At 64.8% G+C, this 24324-nt stretch carries 23 protein-coding genes; 20 read left to right on the forward strand and 3 right to left on the reverse strand.

Annotation, left to right across the window (positions count from 1 at the left end):
- The first annotated feature begins 543 nt into the window (after positions 1–543).
- The 4 genes from EXZ48_RS03620 to EXZ48_RS03635 all read left to right on the forward strand — a co-directional run bounded on the left by EXZ48_RS03620 (position 544) and on the right by EXZ48_RS03635 (position 6383).
- Positions 544–2628, forward strand: coding sequence for a hydantoinase/oxoprolinase family protein (locus EXZ48_RS03620; protein WP_165909270.1), 2085 nt, complete (start codon positions 544–546; stop codon positions 2626–2628).
- A 15-nt stretch (positions 2629–2643) separates the two neighbouring features.
- Positions 2644–4302 carry a hydantoinase B/oxoprolinase family protein gene (locus EXZ48_RS03625; RefSeq protein ID WP_130514350.1) on the forward strand — a complete coding sequence of 553 codons (1659 nt, stop codon included), beginning with the start codon at positions 2644–2646 and terminating at the stop codon, positions 4300–4302.
- A gap of 81 nt (positions 4303–4383) precedes the next feature.
- Positions 4384–5190, forward strand: a complete 807-nt coding sequence (locus EXZ48_RS03630; protein ID WP_130514351.1) for an NAD(P)-dependent oxidoreductase — start codon at positions 4384–4386, stop codon at positions 5188–5190.
- Positions 5190–6383 (forward strand): FAD-binding oxidoreductase, encoded by a 1194-nt coding sequence (locus EXZ48_RS03635; RefSeq protein ID WP_130514352.1) that lies wholly within the window; start codon positions 5190–5192, stop codon positions 6381–6383. The genes EXZ48_RS03630 and EXZ48_RS03635 overlap by 1 nt, the downstream gene beginning before the upstream one ends.
- Before the next feature lie 19 nt (positions 6384–6402).
- Here the strand turns inward: EXZ48_RS03635 and EXZ48_RS03640 are convergent, their stop codons facing one another.
- Positions 6403–7134, reverse strand: coding sequence for a FadR/GntR family transcriptional regulator (locus tag EXZ48_RS03640; protein WP_023513195.1), 732 nt, complete (start codon positions 7132–7134; stop codon positions 6403–6405).
- Positions 7135–7306: 172 nt separating this feature from the next.
- Between EXZ48_RS03640 and EXZ48_RS03645 the strand changes: the two genes are divergently transcribed.
- The 11 genes from EXZ48_RS03645 (at position 7307) to greA (ending at position 18372) form a co-directional block, all read left to right on the forward strand.
- Positions 7307–8056 (forward strand): SDR family NAD(P)-dependent oxidoreductase, encoded by a 750-nt coding sequence (locus EXZ48_RS03645; RefSeq protein WP_050744745.1) that lies wholly within the window; start codon positions 7307–7309, stop codon positions 8054–8056.
- On the forward strand, positions 8049–8792 hold the full coding sequence (locus EXZ48_RS03650) for an SDR family oxidoreductase (protein ID WP_130514353.1): 744 nt from the start codon (positions 8049–8051) through the stop codon (positions 8790–8792). The genes EXZ48_RS03645 and EXZ48_RS03650 overlap by 8 nt, the downstream gene beginning before the upstream one ends.
- A gap of 198 nt (positions 8793–8990) precedes the next feature.
- Entirely contained in the window at positions 8991–9998 is a 1008-nt protein-coding gene (locus EXZ48_RS03655) for a magnesium and cobalt transport protein CorA (protein WP_023513198.1), read from the forward strand.
- Between the two features lie 135 nt (positions 9999–10133).
- Positions 10134–10751, forward strand: a complete 618-nt coding sequence (locus tag EXZ48_RS03660; RefSeq protein WP_050744748.1) for a helix-turn-helix domain-containing protein — start codon at positions 10134–10136, stop codon at positions 10749–10751.
- A gap of 239 nt (positions 10752–10990) precedes the next feature.
- Positions 10991–12577, forward strand: coding sequence for an ABC transporter substrate-binding protein (locus tag EXZ48_RS03665; protein WP_130514354.1), 1587 nt, complete (start codon positions 10991–10993; stop codon positions 12575–12577).
- 84 nt (positions 12578–12661) lie between these two features.
- The gene (locus tag EXZ48_RS03670; RefSeq protein WP_130514355.1) at positions 12662–13711 is read left to right on the forward strand and encodes an ABC transporter permease; all 1050 of its coding nucleotides are present in this window, start codon (positions 12662–12664) and stop codon (positions 13709–13711) included.
- Between the two features lie 9 nt (positions 13712–13720).
- Positions 13721–14623, forward strand: a complete 903-nt coding sequence (nikC, locus tag EXZ48_RS03675) for a nickel transporter permease (RefSeq protein ID WP_130514356.1) — start codon at positions 13721–13723, stop codon at positions 14621–14623.
- Positions 14620–15471: an ABC transporter ATP-binding protein gene (locus EXZ48_RS03680; RefSeq protein WP_130514357.1), complete on the forward strand. Its 852-nt coding sequence runs from the start codon at positions 14620–14622 to the stop codon at positions 15469–15471. The genes nikC and EXZ48_RS03680 overlap by 4 nt, the downstream gene beginning before the upstream one ends.
- Positions 15468–16220, forward strand: a complete 753-nt coding sequence (locus EXZ48_RS03685; RefSeq protein WP_023516143.1) for an ABC transporter ATP-binding protein — start codon at positions 15468–15470, stop codon at positions 16218–16220. Before EXZ48_RS03680 ends, EXZ48_RS03685 begins: the two co-directional genes overlap by 4 nt.
- Positions 16221–16409: 189 nt before the next feature.
- Positions 16410–17684 carry a GGDEF domain-containing protein gene (locus EXZ48_RS03690; RefSeq protein ID WP_130514358.1) on the forward strand — a complete coding sequence of 425 codons (1275 nt, stop codon included), beginning with the start codon at positions 16410–16412 and terminating at the stop codon, positions 17682–17684.
- Positions 17685–17889: 205 nt separating this feature from the next.
- Complete coding sequence (greA, locus tag EXZ48_RS03695) at positions 17890–18372, forward strand: transcription elongation factor GreA (protein WP_130514359.1); 483 nt, start codon at positions 17890–17892, stop codon at positions 18370–18372.
- Between the two features lie 4 nt (positions 18373–18376).
- Here greA and EXZ48_RS03700 read toward each other — a convergent pair whose 3' ends face one another.
- Both EXZ48_RS03700 and EXZ48_RS03705 read right to left on the reverse strand, forming a co-directional pair.
- Complete coding sequence (locus EXZ48_RS03700) at positions 18377–19075, reverse strand: LrgB family protein (protein WP_024271193.1); 699 nt, start codon at positions 19073–19075, stop codon at positions 18377–18379.
- Positions 19068–19442: a CidA/LrgA family protein gene (locus tag EXZ48_RS03705; RefSeq protein ID WP_050744754.1), complete on the reverse strand. Its 375-nt coding sequence runs from the start codon at positions 19440–19442 to the stop codon at positions 19068–19070. Before EXZ48_RS03705 ends, EXZ48_RS03700 begins: the two co-directional genes overlap by 8 nt.
- Positions 19443–19734: 292 nt before the next feature.
- Here EXZ48_RS03705 and EXZ48_RS03710 point away from each other — a divergent pair, with 292 nt between their 5' ends.
- The 5 genes from EXZ48_RS03710 to EXZ48_RS03730 all read left to right on the forward strand — a co-directional run bounded on the left by EXZ48_RS03710 (position 19735) and on the right by EXZ48_RS03730 (position 24274).
- Positions 19735–20004 carry a hypothetical protein gene (locus tag EXZ48_RS03710; RefSeq protein ID WP_130514360.1) on the forward strand — a complete coding sequence of 90 codons (270 nt, stop codon included), beginning with the start codon at positions 19735–19737 and terminating at the stop codon, positions 20002–20004.
- A gap of 70 nt (positions 20005–20074) precedes the next feature.
- Positions 20075–21571, forward strand: coding sequence for a multicopper oxidase family protein (locus EXZ48_RS03715; RefSeq protein ID WP_130514361.1), 1497 nt, complete (start codon positions 20075–20077; stop codon positions 21569–21571).
- The gene (locus EXZ48_RS03720; protein ID WP_130514362.1) at positions 21568–22002 is read left to right on the forward strand and encodes a cytochrome c; all 435 of its coding nucleotides are present in this window, start codon (positions 21568–21570) and stop codon (positions 22000–22002) included. The genes EXZ48_RS03715 and EXZ48_RS03720 overlap by 4 nt, the downstream gene beginning before the upstream one ends.
- A 98-nt stretch (positions 22003–22100) precedes the next feature.
- Positions 22101–22583 carry a cytochrome c gene (locus tag EXZ48_RS03725; protein ID WP_245461917.1) on the forward strand — a complete coding sequence of 161 codons (483 nt, stop codon included), beginning with the start codon at positions 22101–22103 and terminating at the stop codon, positions 22581–22583.
- 134 nt (positions 22584–22717) lie between these two features.
- Positions 22718–24274: a D-aminopeptidase gene (locus EXZ48_RS03730; RefSeq protein WP_130514363.1), complete on the forward strand. Its 1557-nt coding sequence runs from the start codon at positions 22718–22720 to the stop codon at positions 24272–24274.
- Positions 24275–24324 lie beyond the last annotated feature (50 nt).

The raw sequence follows: 24324 nt of genomic DNA on the forward strand, positions 1-24324 counted from the left end.
CGATGTTTCTTCGTGAGAATTGATCGCCTGTCTTGATCACAAGGTAGATATTCTATCAGCGTCCTGCTTCAGGCTAGCAGGTCTGCACCGATCACCGTGCCCGCTAGCCTGAAGCAGGTCCGGCGAGAGGGATCCTGCCGTTCCCGACCCCTTCGTTCCTGCTTTGCCGTGCCGCCCATGTGTCCGGGAGCGATCTGCGCGGCGGTGCCGAACGGCCGCTTGGTGGATCCGTACCGCCTGTTTTATGTCCTTTCGACCTCCGCGAGAGGCTCACCACCGCGTGGGGCCGGGCGTCGGCGCGGGGCTTGCCGCTTGCACCGACTCGTGTTCGTTAGCAAAGCCTGCCATCGTGTGATCCAGTGCCGCCACGGTGCTCGCCGCAGTCTGGATTGCGCGGGGCTTCTGGGTTGGTTTAAATTGACACATGTATGATAAGTGATATATCCATTTTACGATTGAATACCCTTGCGATCGGATGGCCGGGCCGGGCGGCAGATACGGTAGGGGTGCGGCGCTGTAAGGATGTCGTCTGTGGAGAGTGCGATGGTGAAGGATAGCCCGCGAAACTGCCGGGTCGGCGTCGATATCGGCGGTACGTTCACGGATATCGCGCTCGACATCGACGGCGTCCTTCATTCGACGAAAGTGCTGACCGACTATACGGCGCCCGAACAGGCGATCCTCAAAGGTGTCGTTGCCGTCGCGGGTCTCGCCGGCATCGCCCTTTCCAAGATCGACCTCCTGATCCACGGCACGACGCTCGCCACCAATGCGTTGATCGAGCGGCGCGGCGCGAAGACCGCCTTCGTCACGACGGAGGGGTTTCGCGACGTGCTGGAAATGCGCACGGAAAACCGGTTCGAGCAGTATGACCTCGACATCACCCTGCCGCCAGCGCTGATACCCCGCGCCGACCGCTTTGTCGTGCGCGAGCGCATGAACGCCGCCGGCAAGGTGCTTTTGCCGCTGGACGAGGCCTCCGTTGCCGCCGTGGTCGAGGCGATTGCCGCCGGCGGCTACGAGAGCGTCGCCATCGGCTTCATCCATGCCTATGCCAACGGCGCACACGAGGTCGCGGTGCGCGCGGCGATCCTGGAGTGCCTGCCGCATGTCTCCGTGTCGATTTCCTCCGAAGTCTCGCCGCAGATGCGCGAGTTCGAGCGGTTCAACACGGTCTCAGCCAATGCCTATGTCAAGCCGGCGATCAAATCCTATCTCGATCGGCTCGTCGTCTCGCTGAAGGAGATCGGCGTATCCTGTCCGGTCTTCATGATCCATTCAGGCGGCGGCATCGTCTCGGTCGAAAGCGCTGCGGAATTCCCGGTTCGCCTCGTCGAATCCGGCCCTGCGGGCGGGGCGATCTTCGCCGCCGACATCGCCCGCCGCCATGGGCTCGACACGGTGCTTTCCTTCGACATGGGCGGCACGACGGCAAAGATCTGCCTGATCGAGAACCAGGTGCCGAAGACGGCAAAGACCTTCGAGGTTGCCCGCACCTATCGCTTCCGCAAGGGCTCCGGCATGCCGATCTCCATCCCGGTCGTCGAAATGGTGGAGATCGGTGCCGGCGGCGGCTCCATCGCCTCGGTCGATGGCATGCGCCAGATCCGCGTCGGCCCGCATTCCGCCGCCTCCGAGCCCGGCCCGGCCTGTTACCAGCGCGGCGGCAGGAACCCGACCGTGACGGATGCCGACCTTATCCTCGGCAAGCTCGATCCCGACAATTTCGCCGGCGGCGTCATCCCGCTTTCTGTCGAGGCCAGCAGGCAGGCCATGGCCGACGATATCGGCGCCGTTATCGGCCTCGATCCGGAGGTCGCCGCCTTCGGTACCTGCGAGATGGTGGACGAGAACATGGCCAATGCCGGCCGTGTCCACACGGTCGAGAACGGCAAGAACATCGCCGATTTCACCATGATCACCTTCGGTGGCGCCGGCCCGCTGCATGCCGCGCGGCTCTGCGAGAAGATGGGCATCTCCACCTTCCTCGTGCCGCCGGGTGCCGGTGTCGGCTCCGCCATCGGCTTTTTGCGCGCGCCGTTCGGCTACGAATCCGTGCGCAGCGCCGTTTTCAATCTCTCGGCATTCGATTTTGCCGCGGCGAACGTGCTGGTTTCAGCCATGCAGGCGGAGGCCCTCGGCTTCGTCGAAGGCGGGCTCGATCGCGAAACGCCCGTCATCGAACGCACGCTCTTCATGCGCTATGCGGGGCAGGGCTGGGACATTCCGGTGCCGCTCGACGTCGAGCAGTTCGATGCTGTAAGCGCGGTGAAAATCGCGGGCCTGTTCGAGAGGGAATATGAGCGCTTTTTCGGCCGCGCCATCGAGGGGCTTGCGGTCGAGATCGTCAGCTGGTCGGTCAAGGCAAGCTCCCCGCTGCCGCCCGTCGCCCGGGTTTCCATCGTCGATGAGGGCGCCGTCGTGGCGCCTCCACGGACGCGCCGCCTCTTCGACGCCGCGCACGGCGTCTTCCGCGATGCCGGCATTCATGAGCGGGACAGCTTGATGCCCGGCGACGTGGTCAAGGGGCCGGCCGTCATCGTCGAGCGCGAGACGTCCACCATGCTCACCGCCGCATTCAGGGCCGTCGTGCAGAACGACGGCTGCTTGCTCGTCACCCGGACCTGATCGAGGATCGAAGGCATGAACCAGTCGATGATCGATATTCACATGCAGGTCATGTGGAACCGCCTGATCTCCGTCGTCGAGGAACAGGCGCAGACGCTGATCCGCACGGCCTTCTCCACCTCGGTGCGCGAGGCGGGCGATCTTTCGGCCGGCGTGTTCGACCTTGAAGGCCGCATGCTGGCACAGGCCGTCACCGGTACGCCGGGCCATGTCAATGCCATGGCCGAATCTGTCGCCCATTTCATTCGCGACATCGGCCCGGAGAACATCTTCGAAGGCGATGTCTACATCACCAACGATCCTTGGAAGGGCACCGGCCACCTGCACGACATCACCGTCGTCACGCCCTCCTTCCACCATGGCAGGCTTGTCGGCTATTTTGCCTCCACCGCCCATGTGGTGGATATCGGTGGTCGCGGCTTCGGGCCGGATGCGCGTGAGGTTTACGAGGAAGGCCTCTTCATCCCGATCATGAAGTTCTTCGAGCGCGGCGAATTGAACCGCACGCTCATCCATATCGTGCGCAACAATGTGCGCGAGAGCGACAAGGTGGTCGGCGATTTCCATGCGCTGGCCGCCTGCAACGAGACCGGCCACCGCCGCCTCGTCGACATGCTCACGGAGTTCAACCTCGAAGACCTTTCGGTGATCGGCGGCTTCATCCTGAAGCACAGCCGCGAGGCGACGCTGGAGCGGCTGCAGGCGCTGCCGCATGGCAGCTGGTCCTACAGCCTCGATCTCGACGGCTATGACGAGCCTGTGCATCTTGCCGCAAGGCTGACCGTCAGTCCCGACGGCGTGCTGGTCGATTTCGACGGCACCTCGGGCATGAGCCGGTTCGGCATCAATGTGCCGCTGGTCTATGCGAAAGCCTATGCCTGCTACGGCATTAAATGTGTGGTGGCGCCCGACATTCCGAACAACGCCGCCTCGCTTGCGCCCTTCGACGTTGCCGCACCCGAAGGCTGCATCCTCAATGCCAGACGTCCGGCCCCTGTTGCCGTGCGCCACGTGCTTGGCCATTTCGTGCCCGACCTCGTGCTCGGCGCGCTGCATCAGGCACTGCCCGGAAAGGTGCCGGCGGAAGGCGCGAGTGCACTCTGGAACCTGCATATGAGCGTGCGTCCGCTGAGCGACGAGATCGGCGGCAAGGGCGCGGAAATCCTGATGTTCAATTCCGGCGGCACCGGCGCGCGCGCCGCGCTCGACGGGCTCAACGCGACGGCCTTTCCGAGCGGCGTGCATACAATGCCGATCGAGGCGACGGAAAATGTCGGCCCGGTCATCGTCTGGCGCAAGGAATTGCGCGAGGGCTCCGGTGGCGCTGGTGCGCAGCGCGGTGGCCTTGGCCAGATGATTGAGATCGAAGCGGCCGAGGGGTTTTCTTTCCGCTTTTCCGCGATGTTCGATCGCCTCGGTCATCCCGCCCGCGGCCGCGACGGCGGCCTTGATGGTGCGCCCGGCGGTGTAGCGCTGGATGATGGCACGGTGCTGAAGGGCAAGGGCCTGCAGTTCGTGCCGGAGGGGCGCCGCCTCGTGCTTTCTCTGCCGGGCGGTGGCGGATATGGCGATCCGGCCGAACGCCCCGCCGATACCGTCGCCCATGACGTCAAACACGGCTACATCACCGGCGAACAGGCTGCACTCTACGGCAAGGCGGATGGCAAAGCCTGAGACGGACATCTCAGGTCGCCGTTGCTCTTGTCGCCCGCCATCGTGGCCAGCTTCGACTGAAAAGATTCTGGAGGAAAGACCATGTCGCATTTTCAAAGGGTTCTGTTGACGGGCGCGGCGGGCCGGGTCGGCACGGCACTGCGCCAGTCTGGCACGCGGCTCGGCAAGGTTGTGCGGCTTTCCGACCGCAGGCCCTGCGAAAACCTCGCTTCCCACGAGGAGGATTTCACGCTCGACCTTGCGGATTTCGATGCGGTTTGTACGGCGGTGCAGGGGTGCGATGCCATTGTGCATCTCGGCGGCCAGCCGCTCGAGGCCGAATGGAAGACGATCCTCGACAGCAACATTTCCGGCGGTTACCACCTCTACGAGGCGGCGCGCCGCCACGGTGTCAAGCGCATCGTCTATGCCAGCTCCGTGCACGCCATCGGCTACTATGAGCGCACCGAGACGATCGACGGCAACGTGCCGACGCGGCCGGACAGCCTCTACGGCGTTTCGAAGACCTTTGTCGAAAATCTCGGCCGCTACTATTTCGACAAGTTCGGCATCGAGAGCGTCAATATCCGCATCGGTTCCTGTTTCCCGGAGCCGACCGATCGGCGCCATCTCATCACCTGGCTCTCCTACCGCGACTGCCGCCAGCTCGTCGAAAAGTGCCTTTCGGCGGAACGCATCGGTTTCATGGTCGCCTACGGCATGTCGAACAACAGCCGCGCCTTCTGGGACAATCGTACGGCGGCCTCGCTCGGCTACCGACCGGAGGATAGCGCCGACGACTATGCGGACAAGGTTTTTGCCGAAACCGGACAGGGTGATCCGAACGATCCGGCGGTGCGTTACCAAGGGGGCGGCTTCTGCGCGGCCGGCCATTTCGAGGACCGGTGATGCAGGCGTCTCGAACAGCCTATGACGTCGTCATCGTCGGCGGCGCGGTGGTCGGCAGCGCAGCGGCCTATTTCCTGGCGACCAATCCGGATTTCGCCGGCTCCGTGCTGGTGATCGAGAAGGACTGGACCTACCAGCGATCGGCGACCGCACTCTCCTCCAGCTCGATCCGCCACCAGTTTTCCAATGCCATCAACGTGAAAGTCTCGCAATTCGGCACGGAATTCATCCGCAACTTCAAGGAGAATGTCGCGGTCGATTCCGACACGCCGGAGATCGGCTTCCACGAGAACGGCTATCTCTTCCTGGCAGGCGACAGGCGGGGCGCGGACGTGCTTCGCCGCAACCATGAAACGCAGCTCGCCTGCGGTGCGGAGGTCTCGCTGCTCGACCCGGACGGATTGACCAGGCGCTTTGCGTGGCTGAACACGGAAGGCCTCACCCTCGGCAGCAAGGGCGAACGCGGGGAGGGCTGGTTCGACAGCGTCGGCCTCCTGCAAGGGTTCCGCAAGAAGGCGCGCGCGCTTGGCGTAGAATACATCGAGGACGAGGTCGTGGCGATCAACCGCGAAGGCGACCGCATCGTCTCCGTGACGATCAGGGGTGGGCAGACCATCGCCTGCGGTACGCTGGTCAACACGTCGGGCACCAATGGCAAGGTCATGGCGCGCATGGCCGGTCTCGACATTCCCGTCGAGCCGCGTCGCCGCTCGATCTTCGTCGTCGATTGCCGCACGCCGCTCGGCCCCGGCGTCGGCCTCACCATCGACCCTTCCGGCGTCTTCTTCCGCCCCGAGGGGAAATTCTACCTGATGGGCACTTATCCCAAGCATGATCCGGAGGTCGATCCGGCCGATTTCGCCGTCATGCATGACGAGTTCGAAACGGAAATCTGGCCAACGCTGGCAAACCGCGTACCGGCCTTCGAGGCGATCAAGGTCGTCAACAGCTGGGCAGGCCACTATGATTACTGCACGCTCGACCACAACGTCATCCTCGGCCCGCATGTCGAGGTGAAGAATTTCCTCTTCGCCAACGGTTTTTCCGGCCATGGCCTCCAGCAATCGCCGGCCATGGGGCGCGGAATTTCCGAACTGGTCACCTATGGAGGTTTCCGCACGCTCGACCTCTCGCCCTTCGGCTACGCGCGCGTCGCCGCAAACCGGCCCTTCCTGGAAGACGCTGTCATCTGAGGGTGCGCGCGCCGAGCCTTCAATCGTCCCCTTCGCTGCCCGCGGGCTCGTCCAGGAGGGCTCGATAGCGGTTGAGGCTTTCCTCCAGATGGGCGACCAGCGCCTGCTTGGCGGCCTTGGGATCGCCTTGGGTGATCGCGGCGAGGATGGCGGCGTGCTCCCGGTTGATCTTCTTCAGATAGGCCTTCGAGGCAGGGCCGGACTGGCGGTGCTTGAGAACAAGGTCGAGATTGATCTCGCCCATCACGGCTTCGAGGAAACGCGGGAAATGCGGGTTGCGCGTCGCCTTGGCGATGGCGAGGTGAAATTCGAAATCGGCGCGCGCCTCGATCTCGGCATCGTTCGTGTTGAGTGTCTCGATATGGTCGAAGGCGCGGGCGATCTCCGCGAGGGCTTCCGGGGTGCGCCGCTGGGCGGCCAGTGCCACGGCCTGCATTTCGACGCCGAGCCGCAGCTCGAGGATCTGCATGGCCGAGCGGATGTCGTCGATGCGGCTGATCTCGAAGTTCAGCGCCCGCGTATCCTTCTCCGTGACATAGACGCCGGCGCCCTGCCGCGCGATGACGCGGCCGGCAACCTTGAGCGAAGCCAGCGCCTCGCGGATGACGGTGCGGGAGACGCCGAACTCCTCGCACAGCTGGGCGCTCGACGGAATCTTTTCGCCGGGTGGATAGAGGCCCGAGTCGATCCGCTCGGCGAGCCTGGCGACAACGATCTCTGCGAGGTTGCCGCGCTGCGTGATGATCGACATGCCGATCCAGCCTTTCCCGGGTTTTCAGGTATCAGATATCATGTGTCGCTGGCTTCCCCAGAGGAAGCGCGCCTGCGGCGAACTCCGGGGCAGCTTGCATTTCGATAAAGTTAGCATATAAGTGATAACATACAATATAGCGTTGCCGCGAAAATTGCGGAGGAGATGAAGCATGCAGGATCAGTCTGTTGTCATCGTCGGCGGCGCTTCGGGTCTCGGTTTCGTCACAGCCCGGCTGATGGTCGAGCGCGGTGCTGCGAAGATCGGCCTTGTCGACCGCAACGAAGCGCTGCTTGCCTCCTCCGCGGCAACGCTGTCGGCGATGGGCGCCGAGGTGGCGACTGCCGTCGCCGACATTTCCCGGGCCGAGACGGCGCATGGCGGCTTCGAGGCAGTTGCGGAAAAGCTCGGCCGTGTCCATGCCCTCGTCAACAGTGCGGCCATCTATCCGCGCAAGCCCATCCTCGAGATCACCGACGAGGACTGGGACCTGGAAAACGCCATCAACATCAAGGGCACCTATCATATGATGGTCGCGGCGGTACGCCACATGCGCCGCTTCGTGACCCTGCCGGAGGTGACCGGCCGTATCGTCAACGTCACCTCGGTCGATGCCTTCAAGGCGCACCCGCAGAATGCCCACTATGCCGCCACCAAGGCGGCGGTCGTCAGCCTCACCAAATCCTTCGCCCAGGAATGCGCCAAGGACCAGATCCTCGTGAACTCCGTCGCCCCGGCGGGCTTTGCCACGGACCGGGCCAAGGAACTCGGCTTCCTGCCGGAACTTGCCAGGGCAAGCGCGCTCGGCCGGGCGGCGGAGCCGGTGGAAATGGCCGAGTGGATCGTCATGATGGCCTCCAGCCGCAACACCTATGCGACGGGCGAGAATGTCGTGATCAGCGGGGGCTACATCTATGTCTGATGCTAACCGCGTCGCCGTGGTCACCGGCGCGACCAGCGGCATCGGTGAGGCCATCGTGCCGATGCTGCGGGGGCGGGGACTGACGGTCTATGCCATCGGCCGCAACGCGGCAGCGCTTGCCGGGCTTGCGGAACGCTGCGGAGCGATCCCTGTCGAGGCGGACGTGCGCGATACGGCGCGCATCGCCGAAGTGCTGGCCGGCGTCGCGGTCGACATCCTCGTCAACAATGCCGGTATCCTCTCGACCCGCGCGGCTTTCCAGGACATCGACCCCGCCGAGATCGACGCGATGATCGACGTCAATCTCAAGGCGCCGATGCAGCTGACGCGAGTGTTCCTGCCCGGCATGGTGGCGCGCAAGCGCGGCCATCTCCTCTATATCGGTTCGAGCGGCGGTCAGGCACCCTATCCGAACATGGGCGCGTATGGTGCCTCGAAGGCGGGTCTCAGCCTGTTTTGCGACAACCTGCGCTGCGATCTCCTCGGCACCGGCGTGCGGGTGAGCGAGATCGTGCCCGGCCGCGTCCAGACGGCGCTCTACCGCACCTCGCTTCCCGGCGACCAGGCGAATGCCGTGCTCTATGACGGTTACCGTCCCATCCAGCCGGAAAACATTGCGCAGATCGTCCATGACGTCATTGCACTGCCTGCCCATGTCGACGTCGCCCGCATCGAGGTCTTCCCGACGGACCAGGCCACCGGCGGTGGCACGATGGTGAAGTTCGCCCCGCCCTGAAGCGCTGCAACACGGGTTTCCGAGGCGGTGCGGTCTCCACCTGCGGCTCGGCTGTGCCCGTTGAACGTATCGCTGAAACGTCCGTTCAACGGATTGCTCCTGTTGCGACAACCACCCTCGAACCGGCGGCGAAAGTGCGCTAGATTGGTGGTGCGAGTGCGTTCTTTGAGGGACGGCGGTCGCGACCGGGAGGTGCTGATGGATCATGTCCGCAAGTTCACGCCAGCCCCGGCCGAGGCCGGGATCGTTGCCTCCAGCGTCTACACCGCCGGCAGGCGGATCGCCGATATCACCATCGAAGAGGCCGGCGAATGGGCGGCCAAGGATGGCCATGTCGTCTGGATCGGGCTGCTGGAGCCCAGCCGCGAGCTTCTCCTGCGCGTTCAGGCGCAATTCAACCTGCATGATCTAGCGATCGAGGATGCCGAGCACCCGCACCAGCGACCCAAGCTGGAGCAGTATGGCGACGCGCTGTTCATCGTGGCGCGCACGGCGCAACTGATCGACCGCCGCGTGATCTTCGGTGAAACGCATCTTTTCGTCGGCAAGGGCTATATCGTCAGCGTGCGCCACGGCCCGTCAACCTCCTACGCCTCGGTTCGCCAGCATTGGGAGAGCTGCCCTCATTCGCTGGCCAAGGGGGAGGATTTCGTCCTCTACGCCATTCTCGATTTCATCGTCGACAATTACATGCCCGTGCTGGAGCAACTCGAAGACGAGGTCGAGGAAATCGAGGACAAGGTGCTGATCAAACCGATGACGGCGGGCGATATCGAGCGCCTCTATATGATGCGCCGCGACCTGCTCCGGCTGCGCAATGCCGCGCTGCCGCTGGTCGAGGTCTGCCGGCGGCTGACGAGCTCGGACTTGCCGCAGATCCAGCAGGCCATGCACCCGCTGTTTCGCGACGTCACCGATCACATCCGCACCGTGCAGGAAAAGATCGACAGCCTGCGCGAGGTGCTGGCCTTCGCCTTCGAGGCGAGCTTGCTGGTCGGCCAGAGCCAGGAAACGGCAATCTCCAAGAAGCTGGCCTCATGGGCGGCGATCCTCGCCGTGCCGACCGCGCTTGCCGGCATCTATGGCATGAACTTCAACGACATGCCCGAGCTGCGCATGCAATACGGCTATCCCATGGTGCTGTCAGCGATCGGTGCGACCTGCCTGTTCCTGTACTGGCGGTTCCGCAAGAACGGCTGGCTCTGACAGGGGCGAGCTCCGGTCCTGCCGGCATATCCTCGTTGTTTCGCGTTCCTCGGTTTTCGTCAATTTCCCGCTTGCGCAATGAACTTTAGTAATACTAAAGTGTGCGATGATGATGGCACAGTGCGGAAAGACGGCATGAATTTCGATGAACGGGAGGCGCCGGAGGCGGGCGCCGGTTCCCTGGCCCAACCGCCCTCCGCGACCTCGCTCGGCCGCGCGCTGCGTCAGCGGCGCAAGGAGATCGGCAAGACGATGAAGGAGGTGGCGCAGGAGGCCGGGCTCAGCGAAGGCTTCATCAGCCAGATCGAGCGCGGACTTTCCACCCCCTCGCTGATCTCGCTCTACAATGTCGCCAATACGCTCGGCATCAGCATTGAGGCTTTTCTGCCGCAAAACCCCCAGCCCGCCCATTCCATGGTCTCGCGGGCGAGTGAACGGCAAGGCTGCAGCATCGATGCGGAGGAGCGGGTCTATCAGATCCTGCAGCGCGGCTTTCCCGATGCCCGGCTGAACAGCTGCATCACCCATATGCCACCCGGCTATGTCTCGGAGCTGACGCGCCACGAGGGCGAGGACTTCCTCTATCTCATCGAGGGCGAGATGCTCTACGAAGTCGGCGACCGGAACTATCTGCTGAAGGCGGGCGATACGTTGCATTTTCCCTCCTCCCTGCCGCACCGGGCGCGCAATGTCGGCATCGTCGAGGCGCGGGAACTCTGGGTCGGCACGACACGGATTATCCCGGAGCGCTGACGGTGGGCGCTTTCAATTCTTTGCGGGGATTCTCGCAAAATCGGTTGACAAGCACCTCTCAAAAACTTTAGCCTGACTAAAGTTTCGAAGATGAGCGATGGAGGTCGCTCGATTTGGGGAGGCCGCCTCGCCGGTTCCGCGCCCGAAACGCGGACGGGATCATGGGGCGGGCGCATTTCACGAACGGCAACGCGGGAGCGGCCGGCGGCAGGACATTCTGCCCGGCTGGAGGAGGAAACATGCGTATAGAAAGACTGATCGGCGGCGCGATGATCGCACTGGCACTGGCATCGACCAGCGCCCTTGCCGAAACGCCGCAGAACACGCTCGTCGTGGCCGACGCCATCGACGACATCATCACGCTGGATCCGGGCGAAGTCTCGGAGGTGGGTGGTGTGCTGGCGGCGAACCAGATCTACCAGCCGCTGGTAAGCGTGGCGCCGGATGATTCCAGCAAGATCATCGGTGTGCTCGCGGAGAGCTGGACGGCCTCCGAAGACGGCAAGACCTATACGTTCAAGATGCGCTCCGGCCTGAAATTCGCCTCCGGCAATCCGGTGACGGCGAAAGATGCCGAATATTCGCTGCGCCGCGTCGTCGCCATGAAGTCGCGCTCCGCCTTCATCCTGACCCAGTTCGGTTTCTCGCCGGAAAACGTCAAGGACCGCATCAAGGCGACCGACGACATGACGCTGGTCATCGAGATCGGCGATACCTATGCACCGTCTTTCCTTTATTACTGCCTCTCCTCCTATGTCGGCGGTATCGTCGATTCCAAGCTGGTGCAGGAGCACGAGGTGAACGGCGACTTCGGCAATGCCTGGCTGAAGGCGGAGAATTCCGCCGGCTCCGGCCCCTATGTGCTGACGCGCTGGGAGCCGAAACAGTCGATCATGCTGACCCGCAACCCCAACTATACCGGCGAAAGCGGTGGCCTGGAGCGCATCTTCCTCCAGCACATTCCGGAAAGCGCCGCCCAGCGCCTGCTGCTCGAAAAGGGTGACATCGATATCGCCAACAAGCTTGGCCCGGACGATTTCGGAGCGCTGGAAGGCAATCCGGATGTCGGCTTCGTCGAAGGCGTTTCAGGCACCATCTACTATATGGGCCTCAACGTGCGGAACGAGTACCTCGCCAAGCCGAAGGTCGTCGAGGCGCTGAAATATCTCGTGGACTACCAGGGCATTGCCGACACGATCTCGCGCGGCACGATGGAGGTGCACCAGACGCTGGTGCCGAAGGGCTTCCTCGGGGCGATCGACTACAAGCCCTACAAGCTCGACATCGAGAAGGCCAAGGCGCTACTTGGCGAGGCCGGTGTCTCCGGCGAATTCACGCTGGATTCCGTCGTCTGGAACACGCCGCCCTACACGGATTTCGCCCAGGCCATCCAGGCGACCATGGCGCAGGCCGGTGTCAAGCTGAACCTCGAAGTGGTCGATGGCCAGCAATGGCTGGAGCGTTACCGCTCTGCGAGCCTCGATATCTGGTTCGGCCTGTGGGGACCGGATTATCCGGACCCGCATTCCAACGGCAAGGCCTTCGCCGTCAATCAGAAGGACGCACCGGACGGCTCCACCGGGCTTGCCGACCGCTTCGGCTGGGATGCCGGAAAACTGTCGCAGGATGCGATGGCCGCGGTGCGCGAGCAGGACACGGACAAGCGCCGGGCGATGTACGAGGCGCTGCAGAAGACCCATACCGATACCTCGCCCTTCCTCTACATGTTCCAACAGGTGCGCAAGGTCGGGGTGAAGAGCTCGCTCAAGGGCCTGGTCCTCGGCCAGACCTTCTCCGACGACCGCTACTGGAACGTCAGCAAGTAGGCGTAGGATCTGGGCTTCGGCCACGACAGGCTCGGCCTGGCCGTGGTCGAAGGCGGGTTCAAGGCAATCAAACCGGAGGGGTTCGTGCCGGCAGTTCTATTCCAGCGGGTCCTCGGTTTTACCGGCCGGATCGTCACCCTCGTCCTGACCGTGGGCATCACGCTCCTCGGTCTCGTCGCGCTCACCTTCTGCATCGGCCGTCTTGTGCCGATCGATCCGGTGCTCTCCGTGGTCGGGCAGAAGGCGAGCGAGGAGGTCTATCAGCGCGTCTTCCTCGAAATGGGTCTGGACAAGCCGCTCTGGCAGCAGTTCCTGCTCTATGCCGGCAAGCTGGTGCAGGGCGATTTCGGTACCTCCTTCGTCACCAACCGGCCGGTCCTGTCGGATCTCGCCGGCTTCTTCCCCGCGACGCTGGAACTGGCGATGCTCGGCCTTCTGATCGGCACGCTGGTCGGCGTGCCGGCCGGTGTCGCCGCCGCCTACTGGCATGATCGCTGGCCGGACTACCTCATCCGCTTCATCGGCCTCATCGGCTATTCGGTACCGATCTTCTGGCTCGGGCTGGTCGGCCTCTTCGTCTTCTATTCCCGGCTCGACTGGGTCTCCGGTCCGGGCCAGATCGACGTCTTCTTTCAAGGCATCGTCACGCCGGTGACGGGATCGCTGCTGATCGATTCCCTGATTGCCGGCGAATGGGAGGTGTTCGGCAACGCCCTCAGCCATATCGTGCTGCCGGCCGCGCTGCTCGGCTACTACAGTCTTGCCTACATCTCGCGCATGACGCGCTCCATGATGCTCGACCAGCTTTCGCGCGAATATGTGCTGACGGCCCGTCTCAAGGGCGCGACGGAGTACCGGGCGGTGATGCTGCATGCCCTGCGCAACGCCGCGATCCCGCTCGTCACCGTGATCGCGCTCTCCTATGGCGGTCTGCTGGAAGGCTCGGTGCTCGTCGAGACGGTCTTCGCCTGGCCCGGCATCGGCAACTACATCGCCTCCTCGCTCTTCCGGGCCGATATCAATGCCGTGCTCGGCGGCACGGTGCTGGTCGGTGCCGTATTCATCCTGCTCAACATGGTCTCGGACGTCGTCTACCAGATGCTCGATCCGCGCTCCAACCTTCGCCGCCGGTAGGAGGCCGCCATGACCACCGCCAATCCCACCCACGCCGACAGCCGCCGACAGTTAAGGCGTGCACGCCTCGACGAATTCGGTAGGTTCTCCCGCCGCTTTGCGCGCAATCCGCTCGGCATGATCGGCCTTGCCATCCTCGGTGTGCTGCTGACGAGCGCGATCCTCGCGCCGCTGCTTGCCCCGCACGATCCCTACCTTCCGGATCTCGTGCGTCGCCTCTCGCCGCCAAGCGCGCAGAACTGGCTCGGCACGGACGAGCTCGGCCGCGACATCTTCTCCCGCATTCTCTACGGCGCCCGGCTCACCCTGCTCATCGTCAGCCTGGTCGTGGCGACATCCGCGCCGATCGGTCTTGTTATCGGTGCCGTGGCGGGAACGGCGGGTGGCTGGGTGGATGCGGTCTTCATGCGCATCACCGACGTTTTCCTGGCGGTTCCGAAACTCCTGCTGGCACTCGCCTTCGTCGCGGCGCTCGGGCCGGGCATCGTCAATGCGGCACTGGCGATCACGCTCACCGCCTGGCCGCCCTATGCGCGGCTCGCGCGGGCCGAAGCGCTGATCGTGCGCGACAGCGACTATGTCAATGCCGTGCGCCTTGCCGGCGGTTCGGAATTCCGCATCGTCTTCCGCCACATCATGCCCATGTGCCTTTCCTCGGTGATCGTGCGCATGACGCTCGACATGGCCGGCATCATCCTGACGGCCGCCGGCCTCGGCTTCATTGGCCTCGGCGCCCAGCCGCCGCTGCCGGAATGGGGCGCGATGATCTCGACCGGCCGCAAGTTCATCTTCGACCAGTGGTGGGTGGCGACCATGCCCGGCTTTGCGATCTTCGTCGTCAGTCTCGGCTTCAATCTCCTGGGCGACGCCATGCGCGATCTGCTCGACCCGCATCTGAGGAGGCGCGCATGAGCGACCCGCTCGTCACCGTGAAGAACCTGCGCATCGCCTTTGCCGGCGAGGGCGGCGCGACGATCGAGGCGGTCAAGGGCGTCTCCTTCGAGGTCGGCCGGGAAAAGCTCGGCATCGTCGGCGAAAGCGGCTCGGGCAAGAGCCTGTCCAGCCGTGCGCTGATGGGGGTTCTGCCCGGCCATGCCCATGTCGCCGCCGACGCCATGTCGTTTGCGGGCATCGATCTCCTGACGGCCTCGCCGCGCGTGCGTCGGCAGCTGCGCGGCAACCGCATGGGCATGATCCTGCAGGACCCGAAATTCTCGCTCAACCCCGTCATGCGCGTCGGCGCGCAGATCGCCGAGGCGATCCGGCTCGGCGACCGCTCGCTGCCGCGTGCAAAGGTGCGCCGGAAGGTGCTCGAGATACTGGAGGCGGTGCATATTCGTGCACCGGAGCGCGTCTACGACCTCTACCCGCACGAACTCTCCGGCGGCATGGGCCAGCGGGTGATGATCGCCATGATGGTGGTGCGCGAGCCGGAACTGCTGATCGCCGACGAACCGACCTCCGCCCTCGACGTCACCGTGCAGGCGCAGGTGCTCGAGATCATGGACGAGCTGGTCAGGCGCCGCGGCATGGGCCTCGTCTTCATCAGCCACGATCTCAACCTCGTCTCGCGCTTCTGCGATCGGGTGCTGGTCATGTATGCCGGCCGTATCGTCGAGACACTGGATGCGCGGCGCATGCACGAGGCGGCGCATCCCTATACGCAGGGCCTGCTCGCCTGCCTGCCCGCCATCGATGGGCCGCTGACGCCGCTGCCGACCCTTGCGCGCGCGGCAAGCTGGGGAGAGGCACGCCCATGATCCGTATCGACAATCTCGGCGTCCGCTTCGGCAGCGCCGTCGCCGTGCAGGATGTCAGCCTTGCCGTGGAGAGCGGCGAGAGCTTCGGGCTGGTCGGGGAAAGCGGTTCGGGCAAGTCGACGGTGCTGCGCACCGTCATGGGGCTCAATCGCCAGTGGACCGGCGATATCAGCATTGCGGGCATCGACCTACGCCGGGGGCGGCGGAAGGATCTCGTGCGCGTGGCACAGATGGTGTTCCAGGACCCCTATGCCTCGCTGCATCCGCGCTACACGATCGGCCAGGCCATCGCCGAGCCAATGCTGATCAACCGTCTGCCTGACGTGGATGCCCGTACGGTTGAGCTGCTGGAGATGATCGGGCTGACGGCGGCGCACCGCTTCCGTTTCCCGCATGAGCTTTCCGGCGGCCAGCGCCAGCGGGTGGCGATCGCCCGCGCCCTGTCGCTCGCCCCGAGCGTGTTGCTGCTCGATGAGCCGACCTCGGCGCTCGATGTTTCGGTACAGGCCGAAATCCTCAACCTCCTCAACCGCTTGCGCCAGGAGCTGAAGCTGACCTTCATCATCGTCAGCCATGATCTCGCAGTCATATCCTATATGTGCGACCGGCTGATGGTGATGCAGAATGCCCGGACGGTCGAAACGCTGACGCGCGAACAGCTGCGCGCCGGCGACATGCAGCATGACTATACCCGCACGCTGTTCCGGGCGAGCCATCACCGGGCGCAGGCCGCGCCTGCCGAAGCCTGACGATCGGCTCGGCCGGCGCTTGCCGCAAATCGGAGGCGGCGCCTTAACGCTCTGTTGGCCTCGTCTCGAAACGCGCTCTTAGGGCCTCCCGGATAGGGTGCGGGCGATGGACGGCGCTTGCGTGCCGACCGTCCCGCGCCGCCTGAGGCGACGTCGGTCAACGATCTTCGGATTGGGGGAAGCGCGTTCATGATGGATGCGAAAACCATATTCACGACGGCGTCTGTGATGGTGCTTGCCAATGGCGCGATCCTCGCCGCCATCCACCGCGACCTGCCGGCACGGCTGCGCGGGGCGGCCAGCCAATGGTGTCTTGGAACGCTGCTGGTCGCTTTCGGCTGCATCGTCTTTGCTTTCGGCGCACCGCTGCCCCGGCCGGTCATGCTGTCGGCAGCCAATGCCGCCTTCGCCTTCGGCCTGACCGCCTATTATGCCGCGATCCTCTCGTTTCACCGGCTGGAGGTGAGGGTTTGGCATTTTCTTCCCGCGACCATCGCGACATTGTCCGTGGTGTGGTTCTCCACCGTCATGCCGGATTTCCGCATTCGCATCCTGATCGTTTCCGCCGCCTGGATCTGGCTGATGGCGCTGTGCGTGCGGGTGCTGCTCGACCGGACGCGCGGCCACGCCTCTCTGGCGCGCTCCATCCTTGCCGCGATGTTCATCGGGGTCGGTGCCTATTCGGCCCTGCGGGGCGCGCTCTATCTGCGGGTGGGTGTACCCGATGCCTTCGCCGTCGAGACGGGGGACAACTGGCTGAACGTCTTGTCCGCCATGCTGTTGACCCTGCTGCCCGTCATGGGCACGACGGCATTCCTGCTGATGTGTTCCGACCGGTTGCGGCGAGGTCTCGAGCGGGCTGCAGCAACGGACTACCTGACGGGTCTGCCGAACCGGCGCAGCCTCGCCGGTCGTGCCGCGGAAGCCTTTCTCGCCGCAAAGCCGAGGGACCGTGATTTTTCCATCGCCGTCTTCGACATCGACAAGTTCAAGGCGATCAACGACACCTACGGCCACGAGACCGGCGACCGGGTGCTCATCCATGTCGCCAGGCGGTTGCGCGCCGAAATACGCCCGACGGACACGATCGCCCGGATGGGCGGCGAGGAATTCGCCGTGCTGTTCCCCGATCTCGGCACGGACGATGCCTTCGCCATTGCCGAGCGGATGCGCGCCGCCGTCGAGGGCAGTGATTTCACTGTCGGCGACGCGAGGATCGACATTACCATCTCGGGCGGTATCGCCGTCCTGCGCCCGGGCGACACAATCTATGACGATATCCTGCGCCGGGCCGACAGTGCGCTCTACCGCGCCAAGTCGAACGGCCGCAACCGTGTGGAGATCGCGGGCGAAGCGGGGCCGGACAGCGCGGTGAAGGCCCGTATGGTCATATCGCCGCCGCCGGCGATCTCGGCCGCCGGATCTGCGATCGCGCATACGACGAGACAGTCGGCGCACCCCTGATCCTCGTGCATGGTCTTTGCAGCCGGGGCCGGGCGTGTCGAGGAATTGACCCATCTCCCGACGATGGGTAGATTCCCGGTGGCGGGTCCGGTTTGCGAGCCGCCCGGCCATGGACGGTCGGCAGGCCGGGCGAAGGGCCTTTTCCGCAAACAGCAAATGACAAGCGCAGGGCGTGTGCCCCTCTGCGCCAGGATGGAGTTCGAGTGTGAGCGTAGCCTTCATGAAGGAAGAGAGCGCCGAGACGGCAGCGGAAACCCTGCTGCCCGAACGGGCGATCTCCCCGCACCTCAATCTTGTGACGGAGACCGGGCTGAGGGCACTGGAGGCGCAGCTTCAGGAGGCCCGCGAGTCCTATGCGACGGCGAACGCCATCGAGGACGTTAACGAGCGCCGGCGGCAGGCGGCCGGCCCGGGACGGGACCTGCGCTATCTCGCCGAGAGGGTCCGAACCGCCGAGCTCGTTGCCGCGCCTGCCTCGAACGATGTCGTTTCCTTCGGCAGCACGGTCACCTTCAGCCGCGACGACGGACGCGTTCAGACCTATCGCATCGTCGGCGAGGACGAGGCCGACCCCAAGGCCGGCTCGATCTCCTACGTGGCGCCCGTGGCCCGCATTCTCATGGGCAAGGCTGTCGGCGATCTGGTGACAGTCGGTGACCAGGAACTCGAAATCACCGCCATCGCGTGAGCGATCACAGGAAGAGATGCACGATGAGGGATGTGAGCACCGCGTTCAGCCCCATCGCGATCCCCGAAAACAGCCCGGCCACCGGATCCACCGAATAGGCGCGTGCCGTGCCGATGCCGTGCGAGGCGAGGCCGACGGCAAAGCCGCGCGCGCTGTAGTCCTTGATGCGCATGGCGTTCATCATGGGCGTCACGACGATCGCACCGCAGATGCCGGTGAGCACGACGACGGCTGCGGTGAGGGCCGGGTCCCCCGCAAGGCCGGAGGATATGGCCATGGCAACCGCTGCGGTCGTGGATTTCGGGGCGAGCGAGGCGACGACCTCCGGTGCGAAGCCGAACAACTGGCTGAAAAACACCGTCGAGCCGACCGCGGTGAGGCTGCCGACGAAGAGGGCGGCGAGCAACGGCAGGAGGTTGCTCTTCACGAGTGCCAGTTTTTCATAGAGCGGGATGCCGAGGGCGACGGTCGCCGGGCCCAGCAGAAAATGGATGAACTGGGCGCCTTCGAAATAGGTGGCATAGTCGATCCCGGTGACGCAGAGCACTGTGGCGATGGCGGCGATGGAGAAGAGGATCGGGTTCAGCAAGGGATTTCCCGGACGGAGCCCGGCAAGGCCGGTGGCCGCGAGCCAGACGACCAGCGTGCAGGCAAGCCACAGGAGCGGCGAGGTGGCGAGATAGACCCAGAGCCCGTCAGTCATTCGTATAGCCTCCGGAAAGTCGCTTCACCAGGATGAAAACCCAGACGGTGACGGTCAGTGTGATGACGGTCGACAGCAGTACGATGGCGAGCAACGCGAAACCCCGGTCGCGGATGAGATCCAGGTGCTGGATGATGCCGACCCCGGCGGGCACGAAGAGGATGCCAAGATTGGCAAGGATGGCTTTCGACGTGTCGAGGGTTTGCTGGTGGGCGGACTGCAGAAACGGCTTTGCGCCGGTCAGCGTGAGAACCACGGCGATCATCGCCATGCCGATGACCGGCCCCGGCACGAAGCCGCCGAGGTAATAGGCGGTCACTTCGCCGATCAACTGGAAAACAAGCAAGATCGTAATTCCGACGAGCATCTGCGCACTCCCTGCATGAGCTTCGGGCCCGGGTGTCCGTCGGTTCGATTGCAATCCCAACGAACGACCGGGCCGCAGCTGCGAGGATTAAAGGCCTTTTGCCTTTAAATCCATGGCTCTGGCCTGTCGGGCGGCAGGAGAAGATCCGCGCGGCACTTTGCCCGGGCGCTGAGCGATGGACAAAGCGGGATCGGATCCCTATTTTTGTATCATGCTGCGGTTTCTGTTGCTCATCGTTTCGGCTTGTCTGTTCGCGGTCGTGTCCTTCACGGCCTCGGCGCACGAGACCGGCATGATCGTGTCGACGGAACTGGCCAGCCGCATGCAGCCGATGGACCACACGTCCATGGCGAAGGCGTCCTGTACCGATGACGGGACGTGCAAGACGGATCCCGGCCTGTGTGATCTCGTCTGCATGGGTATCGGCGTGTTCCTGCCGGCCGAGCGGATCCCGGCAGGCCTTGCCTCGCCCCGCGAAACCTATCGTCGTCATCCCGACGCGGCGCTCGTCTCGACGCCACCCGCCCTCGACGACCGACCTCCCATAGCGCACCGCCTTTGAAGCCGCGGCAGGCGCTTCCTGCTGCACCCCTCCAGATTGTTGAACGGGACGCCTGTCCCGAGGTGATGCTATGAGATCCTTTACCCGACGCGGCTTCCTGGCCGCCGGCGCAGCGACGCTTGCTGCAACCCAGTTCCCCATCCCTGTCTTCGGCCAGACGGCCGCGCCATTGCGGCTTGCCGCCACGCGCCGCACACTCGATATCGACGGTCGCGCCGCCACCGTCTTCGGCCTTTCCGGCCCCGGCGGGCAAGGCCTCGTCCTCGATCCCGGCCAGCGTTTTCGGGTCGACCTCAGCAATGACCTGCCCGTCCCCACCATCGTGCACTGGCATGGCCAGATTCCGCCGAACGTGCAGGACGGCGTGCCGGATATGCCGCAGCCGCTTCTAGCGCCCGGTGAGACGCGCAGTTTTGATTTCGCCCCGCTTTCGGGCACGCACTGGATGCACAGCCATGTGCCGATCCAGGAAATGCAGCTGCTTGCGGCCCCGCTGATCGTGCGCCGGCCGGAAGACCTCGCCGCCGACCGGCAGGATGTGGTGCTCTTCCTGCACGATTTCTCCTTCAAGGCGCCGGAAGAGGTGCTGGCGGAGATCACCGGCGGGCATGCGGGCACCGCCCCCTCCGGCGCCGTGCAGGGCATGGACCACGGCAGCATGGCCGGAATGAACATGGACAGCGCCGGAACCACGGGTGCGATGGCGATGCCGATGGATATGGGCAGCATGGCCGGGATGGGCGGCATGACCATGGACCTGAACGACTACGACTGGGATGCCTATCTTGCCAATGACCGCACGCTGTCCGATCCCGAGGTCGTGTCGGTCGAGCACGGCGGACGGATTCGGCTGCGCGTCATCAATGCCGCCGCCGCCACGGTTTTCTGGATCGATACGGGCGCGCTGACAGGGCAGCTCGTCGCCGTGGACGGGCATCAGGTCCGCCCGCTCGCCGGCTCCCGCTTTGGCCTTGCCATGGGACAGCGGCTCGACATCGAGATCGACCTGCCGAACGAAGGCGGGGCATGGCCCGTGCTTGCGCTGCGCGAGGGTGCGCGCGAGCGGACCGGCATCGTCCTTGCGACGCCCGGTGCGGCCATCGCCAGGATCGACGCCCTTGCCGAAAAAGAGGCACCGGCCTTCGATATTGACCTTGCGCAGGAAGCGAGCCTTTCGGGCATCGACACGTTGCCGGAAAGGCCGATCGAGCGCAACCAGATGGTCATGCTGGGCGGCTCCATGCAGCCCTATGTCTGGACCATCGACGGGGCTGCTTGGGGCAAGCACCGCCCCATCGTCGCAAAGAGCGGCGAGCGGGTGGAACTCGGCTTCCACAACATGTCGATGATGGGACACCCGATGCACCTGCACGGCCATGCCTTCCAGGTGGTCGGGATCAATGCCCGTCGTTTTGCCGGCGCCCGACGCGACACGGTCTATGTGCCGCCGATGTCGATGGTCACCGTGGCGCTGGACGCGGGCGAGGCCGCGCGCTGGATGCTGCATTGCCACCACATGCCGCATCTTTCGGCCGGCATGATGACCGAGTTCCGGGTCGAGGCGTGAAGGCGGCGTGGATTGCAGGCGGCGCGGTCCTTGTGGCCGTGGCCGGCGTGGTTCTCTTCGTCCTGGAAAGGCCGGGCCGGGAGGCGGACGCGCGTATCGCCCTCGGCAAGGCCCTCTATGCGGAGAACTGCGCGAGCTGTCATGGCGTCAGGCTGGAGGGCCAGCCTGACTGGCGTAGCCCGCGGGCGGACGGCCGCCTGCCCGCACCGCCCCACGATGCCACCGGCCGCACCTGGCATCATGCCGACGCGCAGCTTCTGGCGATCATCCGCCGCGGTACGGCCGCGGTCGTTGGCGGCGGCTACGAGAGCGACATGCCGGGCTTTGCCGGCATCCTCAGCGATGCCGAAAGCGCGGCGGTGCTTGATTTCATCAAGAGCACCTGGCCGCAGCGCGAGGCGGATTATCAGCGCCAGATCTCGGGCGGCTGATCTTGCACATCCGGTCGCGGGGATTGCCCCGTGGCCCTTCAGAAAACAATTTCGCCGGGTGGCAATTGCCGCAGCCGGCTTCCGATCAGGACACGCACATGACACGAAACGAACAACAGAAGAGCCACTCGAAAAATGCCGCTGGCGGTATGAACAAGGGAAAGATCGTCGTTCTCGCCATCGTCGCGGTGGGCATTGCCGCCGCCGCTGTCTGGACGCGCCGGGGGGCGGAGGCCCCGGCGGCAGAAGCTGCGACAGGTGGGGGCGCTCTCGTCGCCGTCACGGTTCCGGCAACCCTGTCGGAGGCGGCGAAGATGGGGGAAAGGGTATTCAACGCCGTCTGTGCCGCCTGCCACGGCGCAAATGCCGCGGGAACCGAGGCCGGGCCGCCGCTGGTGCACAAGATCTACGAGCCCTCACATCATGGCGATTACGCCTTCGAGATGGCCGTTGCCAACGGCGTGCGGGCGCATCACTGGAGGTTCGGCGACATGCCTCCCCAGCCGGCCATGACGAAGGCCGATCTCCAGAACGTGATCGCCTACGTGCGTGAGGTGCAGCGGGCAAACGGCATCGAGTGACCCGGCATGCCCTGCCGGCCAGATTTGCCGAGTTGCGAAGCCGGCGCGGATGGAAAGAATGGCCGCCGGAAAGATTCGCAGCGATCCCCGCAGGGCAGGCGCCGGGCGGGGCGGGAACGGAAGGCAGGCAGGGCATGATCGACGAGAAGCGGCTCGAAGCGGAAATGGATGCACTCGCCGTGCGCTTTCCGGGGCCGGGCGGCGTTGCCGGTGTGGTCAGCGAGGGGCGGATTGTCGCCCTTCGTTCCTGGGGTTTCTCCGATCTCGACGCGCGGCGATCGATGACGGCTGGCACGCGGCTGCCGATCTGCTCGGTCTCCAAGCAGTTCACCTGCGCGGCCATGCTGGCCGCCTGCGGTGCGCCGGAGGCCCTGGATGGCCGGCTCGCCGCGCATCTGCCGAATTTCGACGGTCCGCTGCCGCGGGTGCGTGACCTCTGCAACAACCAGTCGGGCCTGCGCGACTACTGGGCGCTGACCGTGCTGCACGGTGCCAGAGCCGAGCAGGCCTTTTCGCGTGATGATGCGGCATCGGCGTTCAGGCGTATGCGCAGCGGGCATTTTGCGCCAGGTACGCGTTATTCCTACAGCAACGGCAATTTCCGCCTCCTCTCCGATCTTCTCGAGGAGTTCTCCTCCGACACGCTTGAGACGCTCTACGCACGGCACATCTGGGAGCCGGCCGGCATGGCCGGTGCCGTGCTGACCGCCGATACCCGCCAGCCGGAGGACGGCGTGGTCGGCTACGAGGGCAGTGACGCGACCGGCTATCTGCCGGCGGACAACGGTATCTACTGGCGCGGTGATGCGGGCATTTCCGCCTCGCTCGACGACATGCTCGCCTATGAGCGCTGGATCGATGCGACACGCGGGGATCCGGACAGCCTCTACCGGAAGATTGCCGTGCCGCAGACCTTCCGCGATGGGGCGGCCGCCTCCTATGGTTTCGGCCTGCAGCATTCGCGTGTCGCTGATGTCGCCTTCACCGGCCACAGCGGCGCCTTGCGCGGGTTCCGGGCCTTCCGGGCCTATTCGGCCGAGGCGCGGCTTTCTGTCGTGGTGATGTTCAACCATCACGGCGATGCGCATGGGGCGGCGCATCGGCTGCTGCGCGCCGCGTTCGGCCTGCCGCATCCCGCTTCCAAGCCGCTCGGCGAGCGCTGGGGCGGTCAATGGATGAGTCGCGAGACCGGTCTTCTTGCGCGACTGGAGCCAGGTTTTGATTCGGCGACACTGCGCTTCGGCACGTCGCCGGAAAGCCTTTTGGAGGCGGAGGAGGGCAGTCTTGCCTCTTCGTCCGTCAAGGTCGCCCGTGCCGGTGAGGACCTCCTGATGCAGCGCGCACAGGAAAACTACGCCGAGAGGCTGGTGCCGGTCGCATCGGCGCCGGCGGTCGGCGACGCGCGTCTTGCGGGCCGCTACCGCTCCCCCGAACTGGAGGCCGACATCGTCATCGAATGCCGTGACGGCGGGACCTATCTCTGGGCTGAGGGCTTCCTCGGCACGGGCCGGCCCGAAATCGTCTGGCCGGCCGGTCCTGATGTCTGGCTCGTCGTGACCCGTCGCTCGATGGATGCGCCGGCCCCGGGGGACTGGACGCTGGTGGCTGAGCGCGATGCGGCCGGACACATCACGGGTCTGGTGCTCGGCTGCTGGCTGGCCCGTGGGATCCGCTATGTCCGGCGCAACTGACGCCGCCTAACATATTGCAAAACAAGACCTCAGGCGATTTTTGCATAGGA

Source organism: Shinella sp. JR1-6 (assembly GCF_004284735.1).
GTDB lineage: Bacteria > Pseudomonadota > Alphaproteobacteria > Rhizobiales > Rhizobiaceae > Shinella.

Excerpts from the sequence above, each read along its gene's own strand:
- EXZ48_RS03620 (WP_165909270.1), top strand. The coding sequence starts at position 544 with ATGGTGAAGGATAGCCCGCGAAACTGCCGGGTCGGCGTCGATATCGGC.
- EXZ48_RS03625 (WP_130514350.1), top strand. The coding sequence starts at position 2,644 with ATGAACCAGTCGATGATCGATATTCACATGCAGGTCATGTGGAACCGC.
- EXZ48_RS03630 (WP_130514351.1), top strand. The coding sequence starts at position 4,384 with ATGTCGCATTTTCAAAGGGTTCTGTTGACGGGCGCGGCGGGCCGGGTC.
- EXZ48_RS03635 (WP_130514352.1), top strand. The coding sequence starts at position 5,190 with ATGCAGGCGTCTCGAACAGCCTATGACGTCGTCATCGTCGGCGGCGCG.
- EXZ48_RS03640 (WP_023513195.1), bottom strand. The coding sequence starts at position 7,134 with ATGTCGATCATCACGCAGCGCGGCAACCTCGCAGAGATCGTTGTCGCC.
- EXZ48_RS03645 (WP_050744745.1), top strand. The coding sequence starts at position 7,307 with ATGCAGGATCAGTCTGTTGTCATCGTCGGCGGCGCTTCGGGTCTCGGT.
- EXZ48_RS03650 (WP_130514353.1), top strand. The coding sequence starts at position 8,049 with ATGTCTGATGCTAACCGCGTCGCCGTGGTCACCGGCGCGACCAGCGGC.
- EXZ48_RS03655 (WP_023513198.1), top strand. The coding sequence starts at position 8,991 with ATGGATCATGTCCGCAAGTTCACGCCAGCCCCGGCCGAGGCCGGGATC.
- EXZ48_RS03660 (WP_050744748.1), top strand. The coding sequence starts at position 10,134 with ATGAATTTCGATGAACGGGAGGCGCCGGAGGCGGGCGCCGGTTCCCTG.
- EXZ48_RS03665 (WP_130514354.1), top strand. The coding sequence starts at position 10,991 with ATGCGTATAGAAAGACTGATCGGCGGCGCGATGATCGCACTGGCACTG.
- nikC (WP_130514356.1), top strand. The coding sequence starts at position 13,721 with ATGACCACCGCCAATCCCACCCACGCCGACAGCCGCCGACAGTTAAGG.
- EXZ48_RS03680 (WP_130514357.1), top strand. The coding sequence starts at position 14,620 with ATGAGCGACCCGCTCGTCACCGTGAAGAACCTGCGCATCGCCTTTGCC.
- EXZ48_RS03685 (WP_023516143.1), top strand. The coding sequence starts at position 15,468 with ATGATCCGTATCGACAATCTCGGCGTCCGCTTCGGCAGCGCCGTCGCC.
- EXZ48_RS03690 (WP_130514358.1), top strand. The coding sequence starts at position 16,410 with ATGATGGATGCGAAAACCATATTCACGACGGCGTCTGTGATGGTGCTT.
- EXZ48_RS03700 (WP_024271193.1), bottom strand. The coding sequence starts at position 19,075 with ATGACTGACGGGCTCTGGGTCTATCTCGCCACCTCGCCGCTCCTGTGG.
- EXZ48_RS03705 (WP_050744754.1), bottom strand. The coding sequence starts at position 19,442 with ATGCTCGTCGGAATTACGATCTTGCTTGTTTTCCAGTTGATCGGCGAA.
- EXZ48_RS03710 (WP_130514360.1), top strand. The coding sequence starts at position 19,735 with ATGATCGTGTCGACGGAACTGGCCAGCCGCATGCAGCCGATGGACCAC.
- EXZ48_RS03715 (WP_130514361.1), top strand. The coding sequence starts at position 20,075 with ATGAGATCCTTTACCCGACGCGGCTTCCTGGCCGCCGGCGCAGCGACG.
- EXZ48_RS03725 (WP_245461917.1), top strand. The coding sequence starts at position 22,101 with ATGACACGAAACGAACAACAGAAGAGCCACTCGAAAAATGCCGCTGGC.
- EXZ48_RS03730 (WP_130514363.1), top strand. The coding sequence starts at position 22,718 with ATGATCGACGAGAAGCGGCTCGAAGCGGAAATGGATGCACTCGCCGTG.